This is a genomic window from Aeromonas sp. OTU364 (assembly GCF_038440395.1).
Classification (GTDB): domain Bacteria; phylum Pseudomonadota; class Gammaproteobacteria; order Enterobacterales; family Aeromonadaceae; genus Aeromonas.
In genome coordinates this window covers 33,545-45,567 of sequence record NZ_JASATR010000002.1, presented here as the reverse complement: position 1 = coordinate 45,567, position 12,023 = coordinate 33,545, and the positions used below count along the sequence as shown (strand labels likewise).

The following is a 12,023-nucleotide window of genomic DNA, read 5'->3' as shown; positions in this document are numbered from 1 at the left end:
TATCCAGTCTACCGATTAAAAAGGCCTCCAACAAGGGAGGCCTGAAATAAATATAAGTCTACATAAATTCAGTCATTCAGTTTTTTTGTGAACGTTTCACCGCATCAATAAAGACGGATTTCGCCTTGGTTGAACCGGCCCGCTCGGCTTCACTCACCAGCTGCATCGCCTTGTCGATATCCCCGGCCTTGACCGCTTTCTCGATCTGGCTGTTGTAGAAGGTCTCGGTCTCGCTCAGCATGGCGGGAGCCGGTGTGCTGGGAGTTGCGGCAACAACGGCAGTGGTCGCCGCCGTCGCAGCCACGGCCGTCGTGGCGGGCTTGGCCTGACTCATCGCCACCTTGTCTGAATACTCGGGCTTGAACACGGCTTCCAGGCCCTGCCCCTTGGCCATGTCGACGACCTCGAGTTGCAGCAGGCCCCAGGGAGAATGGGGGATGACGGGATCCTTGATATCCGGCTCGACAGTGCCATTGGCACGGGCGAACGCCTTGGCGGGATGCAATATGGTGGTGCTGCCGGACAGCTCGTCGGCCGGGGCGTAGATCACCATGTAGGTTTCGGTCGCGGGGTTGCCCGGCATGCTGCGGTCCACGAACACCTTGCCTTCGATCCTGTCATTGTCGAGCAGGTGGGCTGGCTGATACGTGAAGACAGATTCACCCAGCACGCGGGTCACCTTGAACTGGGCATCCAGCATGATCACCTTGGGCACGAGTACCGTCTTGCTCACCTGGGAGGCCAGGGTGATGGCCAGGTTGCCGGTATTGGCCGGCAGACGATAGGCGGCAAAGTAGCTCATCCCCTCGTCAAACTGATAACTGGGTTGCTTGCCATCCAGGGTCAACAGCGTGTCCCCCTCCGGCAGAGCCACATAATTGAATTCGTTGAATGCCTTGCAGCAGCTCGTCGTCTGAGCGAGTGCCTGCTTGGCCTGATCGGCATTACTCAGGATGGAGGCGTGCTCCTGTACGGGCACCACCATGCTACCGGAACAACCGGCCAACAGCGCGGTAACCACGGCCGCGATAGACATCTTTACCAGTTTCATTCTTCTTATCTCCATAACCCGGTTGCCAAATCCTGCTAAACAAAACTGCCCCCATCAGGGGGCAGTGACTAACTTAACTGAAGATATTGCTTACCACCAGGCTTCTGCCTGGACGCCAACTTGCCAGGTGTCATCAGAGGTGCCACTTTCGAAGCTGTTCTTGCTACCGGAGCCATCGGCTTCGGTATCAGCCAGATAGGAAGCGAACACACGGATTTCCGGACGGGCCCAGAAGCTGGAGCCGGCAGACCAGGCCTGCGCCAGGGTCAGCTTGTAACCGCCATCCTTGTCGCTGCCACCACTGGTGTAGCTGGTCTTGTCCTTGAAGATACCGCCTTCGAAGATGGTCTTGTTGAAGTCATCCCACTTGTACATCGGACGGACAACGGCGGAGAAGGTTTGAGTCTCGTCGTGACCACTCCACATCTCGTTGCCTACACCGTAGACCAGCTGGTGACCCATCTCCCAGGAGTTGCCCATCGGGATGACGCCCCAGTTGATGATACGGTAGCCGTCGGCACCGCCCTTGGCTTCGGCACCGTACCAGGAGCCGTCACCGTAGTAGGCCATGGTCTTGGAGTAACCTTCGGTGCCGTACTGCAGCACTGTCTTGTTGAAGCCACCAAAGATGCCCTGGGTCAGTTCGGCAGTCAGCATGACGCCGTCTTTCATGTTGTCGTTTTTCAGATCTTTCTGGGCTTCGGTCTCGTTGACGATGGCATAGTCAACGCCCAGTTCCAGAGAGCCGTCTTGCCACAGCGGGATACCGGCATAACGCAGGTCCAGAGTGTTGACGTTCAGATCTTCGTTCTTCTGATAAGTCGGATCACCGTTGGCATCTACACCGGTCTGGGTGTACTGACCGAACACATCGGCCGCGCTGCGGTCGTTGCGAACCCAGGCGAAGGAGACCTTGCCAGGACCAGCCTGGATGCCTTCGATACCGGCGCCGGCACCGGAGATGTTCCAGTAGTAGAAGTCAGAGATGTGGATGTCGTGACGTTGGTAGTAACGCTTACCGGCCCAGAGGGTGGCTTCAGGTGCAAAGCCCAGCAGGCCCTTGGCTTGTACGTTGAACTGACGCAGTGCGAAATCGGAGTCGCCGTTGCACTGTTTGGCGTCGAAGTTACAGACGGTACCGGTGCCTTCCCAGTCATTGGAACCGTTGGATGCCATGGCAAACATGGAATCTACATAGAAAGTCTTGCCATCTTTGTTGAAGACTTCCTGACCCAGTTGCACTTCGCCGTAGGTATCATTTTCGTTACCCAGACGGCCAACCTTGTTGACGTTGTATTTAACCATGTCCCCGTCACCGGAAACACCGACACCTGAACGGAAGTAGCCGTGGAAATCAACGGCGAAGGCGGCTTGGGAAGCCAGGGCAGCGGTTACTGCTGCTGCAATCGGGAGCCACTTTGCTTTCATTTTCATTTTCCTTATTCCCGCTGGGAGTGTGATCCTGATATTCAAGTTCTTATCACTGAAAAACGTTTCAGCGATAACCGGGGTCGATTATATGTAGCCAATTTCGCGACAAACATGAGCTGATTCACAAAACGGTGACAAATCGCGCGCCCCCACCCCGGAGGACGCATATCAAGGTAAAAAAGGAGAAAACAAGCAATAACAGACCAACAGATAACAATTTAAAGCAAAAACAAACCAAAGAAAGCGCTTTCAAGTATTAATTTGCGATGAGGATTAAGTGATTAACCCGTCGCGCCGTGACGAAAACATGATTGAAATCGCTTTCAGTGCGGAACTTTTAATTTTCTGATGTGTCGCCGTTCTGATGAATATGGGTCTGAGGAATCCGATCTGGTGGGGGAAAATAACCCGATAAAGTGCGGGATATATTTCAAGGAAGATTAGGTGAATCCCAAAATAACACGCCCCCGTGAGCATGCTCACGGGGGCGAAATTTAAAATACGAAGGCAATCCGGCTACAGCCTATTTTCCCAGCTTTTCAACCAGGCCAGCGCCGCAACCTCAGGCTCATCTTCCAGTGTCGCGTCTATCTCCAGACGCGGCACCAGGGCGTCGGCAGCCAGCTCCTGCAGCAGCTCATCGAGCCTGCGTCCGGCTCCGCAGAAATGCTCATAGCTGCTGTCCCCCATGGCGATGAGGGCATAACGCCATCCCTTCATATAAGGAGCGCGATCGGCCAGGGCCGTGGCGAAGGGTTGCAGATTGGGAGGAATATCCCCCTGCCCCGTGGTGGCGCTGACGATCAGCAAGAAGCGGGACGCGTCTATGTCAGTCAGCTCGGCTTCGTCGAAGAGCTGGCAGACATGCCCCTGGGCCTGCAGGTGATCCCGCAGTGTCTCGGCCACCAGCATGGCCGAGCCGTAGACGGTGCCGACCAGGATATCGATCTCGGCCATCAGCGGCTCCTCGAGCGAAGGAGAGGGCCCGACTCTGGCACTGCGCCCGGAGTCTTGGCCCCGGACAGGGTCTGGGTGTGCGGGGTTGCTAGCGGGGTATCTCGTTGAGCCATAAGTGGTTCCTCTGACAGACGTGGCCTACAGCATGCCACAGCCCGGTCAGAGGCCACAAATGATGACAGGTATCAGGCGCCGTAGTCGCTCTCGCTGGCGGGCCACCCCAGCCTGGCGAACAGGCCCAGCACTTCCGGGCCGAGTGGCGCCTGGATCCGCATCGGCACCTTGAGCACAGGATGCTCGAAGCTCAAGCGGTGGGCGACCAGCAGCAGCCGCTCGCAACCATAGTGCTCGCGAAAGAAGCGATTATGGCGGCCATCACCATGGGTGGTGTCACCGACGATGGGGTGGAACAGGTGATCCAGATGACGACGCAGCTGGTGCTTGCGGCCCGTCTTGGGGAAGAGCCTAACCAGGCTGTAGCGACTGGTGGGATGCTTCTTGGAGACGGCGTGGGGCAGCTCGACCCGATGCAGACGACGAAACGCCGTCACCGCCTCCTGGGCGGGGCGATCGGGGTCGCTCATGGCATCGGCTATCTTGTCCAGCTGCTCCTTGAGGGGGTAGTCGATCAGCCCCTGCTCCGGGGCCCAGCCCCGCACCAGGGCCAGGTACTCCTTGTGCACCCGACGGGCGGCAAACGCCTCGGTCAGGGTCCGGGCCACCGCCGGATCCAGCGCAAACAGCAACACCCCGGAGGTGGGCCTGTCCAGCCGGTGCACGGGGTAGACGTGACGCCCCCCGATGAGATCCCGGGTCATCTGCATGGCGAAACGGGTCTCGGCCTTGTCGAGCCAGCTGCGATGCACCAGCAGGCCCGACGGCTTGTTGACCGCCACCAGCCAGTCATCCTGATAGAGCAGGGTCAGTTTCATGCCGTCACCCGGGTATCGCCAATGCAGCGCGCCGCGGCCAGGGCCCGTGGCTGGGCAGGCAGGGTATTGATCATTGATCCACCACTTTTCCGGTCAGCAACAGATCGAAACGACCGATGAGGCGCAGCAGGCCGGCCACCTCGGCCAGCTCGTCCTTGTAGGCTTCGCTCGCCATGGGATAGAGGGATACGCTGGTGGGCAGCGGCGCCTGCAGCAGCACCAGCTGCTCCATGCGCGGTATCAGCACGAACTGCAACCATTGATCGAAGCTCAGGGTATCGACGCAAAACGGCAGCTCGCTCGCCAGCGCCTCTGCCCCAGGATGCTCGGCTTGCCAGCGTTCGAGGCGTTGCAACTCGGCGGTGAGTTCACCCAGCAGACCGGCGACCAGCAAATATTGATTCATCTCGTCCTCTTCCTCGTCTCGACGTCCATCCCGCTGCCAGAGGGCAGGGATCCCGTCTTCTTCAAACATGCGTGCCAAAAAGGGGCGTTACTATACACCGCCCCCGGGGTGGCTACCATGCTGCCATCACTTTCATGGCACGCACCTGCACCACTGGCTATCTGATGCAGCCTCCTTATAATCGCCCGCATCACATTTTGCCGGATGCCCTCATGTCTGCCATCAATACCCTGACCGAATTTCTGACCCAGGCCGAGACCCAGTTCCAGCTGTTCGACATGGGCCGCCAGGTGCGCCCGCTGGCGAGCGATCTCTTCGTTCGCATCGAACAGCAGCAGGAGCCCTACCCCTGGCCACTGCAACAGCATGCCTGGCTCGGTGTGCACTTCTTCCAGCCAGCCGAATCCAGGCACTACCTCTGGTTCCTCAAGTTTGCCCTCGACGAGCATGGCCTGCTCATCGCCAGCGGCCCCAAGCACTTCATGGATCAGGTGGTCGAGACCCTGGGCTACAAGCTCACCGGCGATCTGGACGAGGAGAAGGCGCAGCGACTGGCCGACAACCCCTACACCTTCCGGCCGGCCGAGGCCAAGATGGCCAGCCTGCATGCCAAGCTGGCCCGTCAGCTGGAGCAGGCCCCTTCCGCCTACTACGAGGCCCTCTGCCACTACCTGGCGGCGCCAGGGGAAGAGGGGTGGCAGGCCCTGGGGCTGCAAGGCTTCGCCGATCTGGCGGAGCGGTTGCAGGATGAACGCAATCTGGCCCTTGTGTGCAAGGCGCTGCCCAGGCTGCCTCTGGAGCCGCTCTACGCCCTGTGCCAGAGCCTGGAAAACGCCCCCCTGCCGCCGGCGCTGCAGGGTGCCCTGCTCGAGCGCATCGGCAAGGAGCAGGAGTGCGCCGACCCCAATGCCGAGACCCTGGCCTACCTGTGCCGGGCGCTGGCCTCCTGCTCCGGCAATGCCTTGCGCAGCAACAAGCTGCTGACCCTGCTGCACACCCGGCCAAGCCCGGCCCTGCTGCTCGCCATCGCAGGCCGTCTCTGGCCCGATCTGAAAAACCCCGAGCTGCTCGGACTGTTTCTGGAGCAACTCGCCCTGCAGCCCACCCAGTTCTTCAATCAGGTCTTTGCCGAGCTGGTGACACTGCCCGCCCTGCGCAATGATATGCTGGCAAGACTGCGTGACCCCGAGCGCAGCGAGGCCCTCGGCCAGGCCATAGGCCGACTGTTCGCCTCGGTATAACCACTCTCGGTGCGGCCGTGCTCTCCCCGGGAAGCACGGCCCAGGCCATACATCACAGAAGGAACCCGCTGATGGGAGAAATGCTTGGAATCTTGCTGCTTGGCGCCATCGGCTGGGCCTTCTGGCAACAACGCCGCCAGGCGGAGCTGGCCTGGCAATATATGCGGCGCTACTGCCAGCACCACGATCTGCAACTGCTGTCGCTGGCCCGCACCCATCGCGCCCTTGGGCACAAGCCCCTGCGCCTGCTGACCTATTACCAGTTCGAGTTCTCCAGCGACGGGGAGAGCCATTACCAGGGCCAGCTCTGCATGCAGGGCCTGCATGTCGCCGGGGTCGAGCTGCCGCCCCATCGCCTCCCCTCCTAGCCCATGGGGCAAGGCCGTGGCGGCTGGCTATAATTCTCGACAATCGCCCTTCAAGGAGACTCGAGATGGAATTGCTGACCCATGACATGCCTGCCCTTTTCGCCCAGCTGGGCCTGGCCAATGACGAGATAAGCCTGCACCGCTTCATCCGCGAGCACCATCTGGACAACCAGACCCTGCTGCCGGAGGCCAGCTTCTGGAGCCCCTCCCAGGCCGTGTTCCTGCGTGACGCGCTCTGGAACGACTCCGACTGGTCCGAAGCCATCGATCAACTGGACGTGATGCTGCGCCAGGCAAACTGAGCCGGCCCGCGTCCCCCGCTTTCCCGAGGGCCGGGGTTTGAGCTCTGTGCCACCCATCAGATCTCCCCCTGGCTTCTCCACCTCAACAATCTGGGCCTCCCCCCTTAGCTCCGCTTTCCTGATGGGCAGGCTTTGATTAAGCTCTGTGCCACCATCCGCAAGCAGCAAGAGCGCCGCGCAGGAGCCAAGATGTCAGCCCAAGAGATCATCCAGATAGCCAACGAACTGAGTGCCAGGGGGATCACCCCCTCCACCGCCATGGTCAAGGCCCGCCTCAGTCACCCCGTGCCCATGGCCGAGCTGCTCAAGGTGTTGAGCCAGTGGAAGCAACAGCCCCAGTCGGCAGACCCGGTCCCGGCCAGCGCCCCCACCGTTGCCGCCCGGGCCCAGGCCGTCGATTTGCAACAGCTGGGCGAGCAGCTCAATCGCCTCGAGCAGAAGGTCGATCGCCTGACCGCACTGCTGCTCAAACAGCAGCAGGATTGATGGCTCCCCATGTATATCCTCGAACTCAATTTTGAATGCTACCGTGACACCTCCCTCGGCGAGGCCGAACCGGCCATCGTCAACTACCTCGACATGCTGCGCTACCAGGGGCAGATCCTGGGGCGGGAGTTTCCCACCAGCATGCAGGATGGTTGCTTCGTCAGCCGGGTGGTCTGCCCGGAGCGGGACAGCCTGCACCCGGACAACCAGAGCGAGCAGGTCGCGCTGGCCGAACAGGGCCTGCACCAGGCGGGGCTGCTGGCCCCCAAGCCCCAGCTGCTCGGCATGGATCTGCTCTCCGACAGCACGGATCCTTGCGGCGAGCAGGGAGAACGGCCGAGCTGGATGCTGCTCTACACCAGCTTTGTGCACACTTGCTCTCCCTTGCGCTGCGGCGATCATTTCGCCCCCATTCCGCTCTACCGCCTGCCTGCCATCGCCAACGGCGACCACAAGCAGATCATCAAGTGGCAGGAGGATTGGGAGGCCTGCGATCAGCTGCAGATGAACGGCTCCATCGCCGAGCACGCCGTGCTGCACGAAATCGGCGAGGTGGGCAGCCGCCTGCAGCGCCGGGGCAGCGATCTGGCCAGACGGCTGGAGGGGCTCTGCGGGATCCCGACCTACTACTACCTCTACAGGGTCGGCGGCCTGAGCAAGGCGGCGGAGTTGGCACGCCCCTGCCCGGGCTGTGGCAACGACTGGGCACTGGCAGCGCCATTGCACGAGATCTTCGACTTCAAGTGCGATCCCTGCCGGCTGGTCTCCAACCTCTCCTGGGACTTCAAGGACTAGCTCCGCCTGCGCCGTTCATCCCATGAAAGAAGGGCCTTGCCAGATGGCAAGGCCCTTCTTTCATGCTTGGCTAGGGAAAACGGGTCTGTTTACTGCGGCAAGGTTTCCAGCCGTGCGAGGAAGGCCGGCAGGGAGGGGGCCAGCACCAGCCGACGACCGGAATCCAGCCACTCCAGCCACACCTGGCCGCTCTCGTTGTCGAGCGACACCAGCGTCATCTCGTTGCGGGTGGTGGCGATGAAGAGCGACGGCGTGCGCTTGAGTTTGCGCAGCATCAGCAGGTGGCCGATGAGGTTCTCCTTGAGCAGATCCAGATCGGCCTCGTTCCATGGCAGTATGAGTTCGATGCGCAGTCCCTTGTAGGAGCAGGGGAGCGGGCGGCTGAACCAGTGGCCAAACAGGGCAAGGGCGCTCGGGTGCAGGGTCAGCTCGAGGGCATCGGCCATGGCCGCAAAGTCGGCGGGCACAGGGCGCCGGTGGGGACGCCAGGCCACCCGACCCTCTCTGGGCTCATCTAGCTCGCAGGGGGAGCGCCAGTCGGCCTCCCACTCGCACAGAGGCAGCCCCCGCCTCGCCTCGCCATCGCGCTGCCAGCGTAAAAAGAACTGCTCCAGGGCAGACAGGACTTGATCCGACATCGATATTCCCCACAATAGCGGCCTCTGATCGCCGCAAGAACCTGACCGAAAAATCCGGGCATTGCACCATCAAACCCTTTATCAGACAAGCGTGAGCAAACAAGCATGAGCAAACAAGAGAGATACGCAGGCGCCAGCGCGTTGCAGGGCCTGAGCCTGGGGCAGCAGTCTGCCTACATCAGCCAGTACACCCCGTCCCTGCTGCAACCCGTGCCACGCAGTCTGAATCGCGACGATCTCGGCCTTGGCGAGACGCTGCCCTTCCAGGGTTGCGACGTCTGGACCCTGTACGAACTCTCCTGGCTCAATGCCAAGGGCAAGCCCGTGGTTGCGCTCGGCGAAGTGGCCGTGCCCGCCACCAGCCCTAACCTCATCGAATCCAAGTCGTTCAAGCTCTACCTCAACTCCTTCAACCAGACCCGCTGCGACTCTCTGGCGGCGGTGCAGGCACTGCTGGCCAAAGACCTGAGCGCCTGTGCCGGGGCAGAGGTGAGCGTCACCCTGTTCCCCCTCGATCAGGCCCCTCACCAGATAGCGCTGCTGCCGGGTGAGTGCATCGACGAGCAGGACATCGAGATCGACAGCTACGAGTTTGACCAGACCCTGCTGCAAGGGGCCGCAGAGGCGGACATAGTGGAAGAGACACTGCACAGCCATCTGCTCAAGTCCAACTGCCTGGTCACCAGCCAGCCGGACTGGGGATCCCTGGTGATCCACTATCGCGGCCCGCGTCTCAATCGGGAGAAGCTGCTGCGCTACCTTATCTCCTTCCGCCAGCACAACGAGTTCCACGAGCAGTGCATAGAGCGCATCTTCATCGATCTCAAGCACTTCTGCGCCCCGCAGCAGCTGACCGTCTATGCCCGCTATACCCGCCGCGGGGGCCTGGACATCAACCCCTTCCGCAGTGACTGGGAGCCGGTGCCCGCCAACCTGCGCCTCATCCGCCAGTAAAGCCGGCGCCACAAGCCGGGGGATCAGGCCCATCACCCATGTCAGCAATGAACTCTGGACGGGCGGGGGTGGGCTTGGATAACATGCCTGCACCTCCGTGCCGTTCTTAATCCAATGAATCAACTGTTTTTTCTGGCAATGATGATGTCCTCCCTGTCGGCTCCGGATCTGGATCTGGCCAAGGAGCAGTTGTCTATCGATCTGCAGCAGGCACAGACCCTGGTGCTGACCGATCCCGCCAGATGTGTCCAGATTGCCACCTCCTTCCTCGAACGCACGGCCAATAACCCCAAGCAAATCATCAGCAACCGCCAGGAATACGGCTATCGTGAGCCGATCCTGAGCTATGGCACTGCGACCCAGACCACGGGGGCCTACCTGCTCCAGGGCGAGTGCCTGCAACAGCTGGGACAGAGCCAGCCGGCCCAGGACGCCTTCGACAAGGGCATCGCCATGGCCGAGAAGGAGCAGCAGTTCGAGCTGCAGGCCCATGGCCTCTATCTCAAGATCCGCAGCCGGGAGATGCAGGAGCATGCCCCTGGCGCCAGCACGATGGCGCTCGAACAGCTGGACAAGCTGCTGACCAACCCCGGCCTCAAAGAGAGTCAGCTGCAGGTATACAGCCGACTGCTGCACGTCAACGCCAGCATGGCGGGGCGGCAGTTCGATCTGGCCAAACGCCAGCTGACCGAGGCGCGTCAATGGGCAGAGCAGGCCAAGAATCCCCTGGCCAGGGCCTGGGTCAGCGCCGTGGGAGGGGATCTCTATCAGGCGCTCGGGCAGCCCCAGCTCGCCCTCGGGGAGTACATCGACGCCCAGCAGCAGGCCAGGAATCTGCAGGATCCCCTCTTCCTCGGCCTGCTGTCGAACCAGATGATCAGCCTCTATCAGGCGGAGCAGGAGCCGCAAAAAGCGCTGCAGTATGCCAACGAGGCGGCCAACTACTTCCATGCCCTCGGCAACCCCTCCCTGCTGAGCGACGCCCTGATAGTCCTCGCCCGCCTCAACCGGGATCAGGGAGAGATGAACATGGCGCTGGTCTACTTCTTCAACGCCCTGGATCTGCTGGACGAGAGCAAGAACCGCACCCGCATCGCCCACCTCAAGTTCGAGATAGGCAAGACCTACCTGCAGACCGGCAACCTGACCCTGGCCCGCAACTACCTCAATGCGGCGCGCCAGTCCCACGAGCTGGGGGACGACAAGGAGTCGCTGATCGATACCCTGTTGCTGCTGGGGGAGCTGCACCTCAAGCAGCAGGAGGCGGGCATTGCCATCCTGCAGCTGGAGAATGCCCTGACCCTGGCCAACCGGATTGGCGACATCCGCCGCCAGTTTGAAATCTTCCGGCTGCTCGCCATCGCCTACGAGCAGAAGGGCTACCTCCAGCAGGCCCTCGAGAGCTACAAGAACTATCACCAGCGCAGCGAGCTGGTCCGCCAGCAGCAGCTCGATCTGGAGCAGGAGGCGGTCCGCGACAACTACGCCCAGGTGGAGCGCGCCCAGCAGGTCAAGGAGCTGGAGCAGCGCCTCGACCAGAGCCAGCATCAGCAGGAGCGCTATCTCTGGACCAGCGTCAGCACTGGCCTGCTGCTGGTCCTGTTCATCTACCTCTTCTTCACCCTCTGGCTCAAGCTGCGGGTCGCCCGCCTCAATGCCAGACAGCTGGGGGAGGCCCTGCTCATCGAGCCGCGCAGCGGCCTGGCCAACTGGCAGCGACTGATGAGCCGCTGGCCGCGCGAGATGGCCAAGCGCCAGCAAAAATCCGATCGCTGGTACCTGAGCGAGCGCCCCACCAGCGAATTTGACGACAAGCTCCACTACCTGCTGTTCCGGGTGCCCTTCTTGGTCAACAGCCTGGAGCAGCATGGATATCAGGTCAGCCGCGAGATTGAGCAGGCCTTCGGCCACTACATCAATCAGCTGACCCCCCAGGATGGCCGCATCTACGATCTGCGCGAGGGACACCTGCTCTATGTGGTGCCCCAACGCCACGTGGCCCAGCTGCACCAGCTGGCACAGGAGCTGCTGGACACCCTGGCCGCCTTCCCCTGCGACTACCCGCTGGACAGGCACATCAGCCTCGGCATCGTCAGCCATCCCTTCCTGCCCAAGGCGGCCATGGCCCTCGATCATCACGGCCTGTTCGACCTCTGTTATCTGGCGCTCTCGGGGGCCATGCAACTCAGTGAAAAATACCAGCAGAGCGTCTGGCTGGAGCTGGCAGCCATCGATTGCCAACAGGCCGCATTTTTTAATGGCGATGTGTGGCAATGCTGCTTGATGGCAATTGACAAGGGACTGGTAAAAGTAAATTCTTCTCATGAAAAGCAATGGGTTAATTGGCTTTTGCTTTCACGGACGAAAGTGCCGGATAACCCATAACAAAAAGGTACTCAACGGGGTCTTTCATTGGCTTACTGTTGCTGGACGACACAAAAACGATAATGACAACAGGGCGA

General features: G+C 61.0%; 13 protein-coding genes. 7 read left to right on the top strand and 6 right to left on the bottom strand.

Features of this window, described 5'->3' with window-relative positions:
- Positions 1 to 76 precede the first annotated feature (76 nt).
- The 5 genes from AAHB08_RS03120 to AAHB08_RS03100 form a co-directional block, all read right to left on the bottom strand.
- On the bottom strand, positions 77 to 1,051 hold the full coding sequence (locus tag AAHB08_RS03120; protein ID WP_265436257.1) for a MalM family protein: 975 nt from the start codon (positions 1,049 to 1,051) through the stop codon (positions 77 to 79).
- 90 nt (positions 1,052 to 1,141) lie between these two features.
- Entirely contained in the window at positions 1,142 to 2,479 is a 1,338-nt protein-coding gene (locus tag AAHB08_RS03115) for a maltoporin (protein ID WP_025327924.1), read from the bottom strand.
- 519 nt (positions 2,480 to 2,998) lie between these two features.
- A complete protein-coding gene (locus AAHB08_RS03110; RefSeq protein ID WP_139436573.1) occupies positions 2,999 to 3,439 on the bottom strand; it encodes a flavodoxin in 441 nt (146 codons plus the stop codon).
- Positions 3,440 to 3,624: 185 nt separating this feature from the next.
- Complete coding sequence (gene truC, locus AAHB08_RS03105; RefSeq protein WP_139436575.1) at positions 3,625 to 4,371, bottom strand: tRNA pseudouridine(65) synthase TruC; 747 nt, start codon at positions 4,369 to 4,371, stop codon at positions 3,625 to 3,627.
- A gap of 70 nt (positions 4,372 to 4,441) precedes the next feature.
- Positions 4,442 to 4,777 carry a YqcC family protein gene (locus tag AAHB08_RS03100; RefSeq protein ID WP_139436577.1) on the bottom strand — a complete coding sequence of 112 codons (336 nt, stop codon included), beginning with the start codon at positions 4,775 to 4,777 and terminating at the stop codon, positions 4,442 to 4,444.
- A gap of 212 nt (positions 4,778 to 4,989) precedes the next feature.
- On the opposite strand from AAHB08_RS03100, the gene AAHB08_RS03095 reads away from it, so the two are divergent.
- The 5 genes from AAHB08_RS03095 (at position 4,990) to AAHB08_RS03075 (ending at position 7,969) form a co-directional block, all read left to right on the top strand.
- Positions 4,990 to 6,018 carry a DUF3549 family protein gene (locus tag AAHB08_RS03095; protein ID WP_247627068.1) on the top strand — a complete coding sequence of 343 codons (1,029 nt, stop codon included), beginning with the start codon at positions 4,990 to 4,992 and terminating at the stop codon, positions 6,016 to 6,018.
- A gap of 71 nt (positions 6,019 to 6,089) precedes the next feature.
- Complete coding sequence (locus AAHB08_RS03090; RefSeq protein ID WP_025327929.1) at positions 6,090 to 6,386, top strand: DUF3301 domain-containing protein; 297 nt, start codon at positions 6,090 to 6,092, stop codon at positions 6,384 to 6,386.
- 65 nt (positions 6,387 to 6,451) lie between these two features.
- Entirely contained in the window at positions 6,452 to 6,688 is a 237-nt protein-coding gene (locus AAHB08_RS03085) for a DUF2789 domain-containing protein (RefSeq protein ID WP_025327930.1), read from the top strand.
- Positions 6,689 to 6,877: 189 nt separating this feature from the next.
- Positions 6,878 to 7,174, top strand: coding sequence for a hypothetical protein (locus tag AAHB08_RS03080; protein WP_342058075.1), 297 nt, complete (start codon positions 6,878 to 6,880; stop codon positions 7,172 to 7,174).
- A gap of 9 nt (positions 7,175 to 7,183) precedes the next feature.
- Positions 7,184 to 7,969: a Zn-ribbon-containing protein gene (locus tag AAHB08_RS03075; protein ID WP_342058074.1), complete on the top strand. Its 786-nt coding sequence runs from the start codon at positions 7,184 to 7,186 to the stop codon at positions 7,967 to 7,969.
- Positions 7,970 to 8,058: 89 nt separating this feature from the next.
- On the opposite strand, the gene syd is transcribed toward AAHB08_RS03075, so the two are convergent.
- Positions 8,059 to 8,607, bottom strand: a complete 549-nt coding sequence (gene syd, locus AAHB08_RS03070; RefSeq protein ID WP_202046948.1) for a SecY-interacting protein — start codon at positions 8,605 to 8,607, stop codon at positions 8,059 to 8,061.
- Between the two features lie 105 nt (positions 8,608 to 8,712).
- Here syd and queF point away from each other — a divergent pair, with 105 nt between their 5' ends.
- On the top strand, positions 8,713 to 9,561 hold the full coding sequence (gene queF / locus AAHB08_RS03065; protein ID WP_202046949.1) for an NADPH-dependent 7-cyano-7-deazaguanine reductase QueF: 849 nt from the start codon (positions 8,713 to 8,715) through the stop codon (positions 9,559 to 9,561).
- Between the two features lie 114 nt (positions 9,562 to 9,675).
- Positions 9,676 to 11,946: a hypothetical protein gene (locus AAHB08_RS03060; RefSeq protein WP_342058073.1), complete on the top strand. Its 2,271-nt coding sequence runs from the start codon at positions 9,676 to 9,678 to the stop codon at positions 11,944 to 11,946.
- Positions 11,947 to 12,023 lie beyond the last annotated feature (77 nt).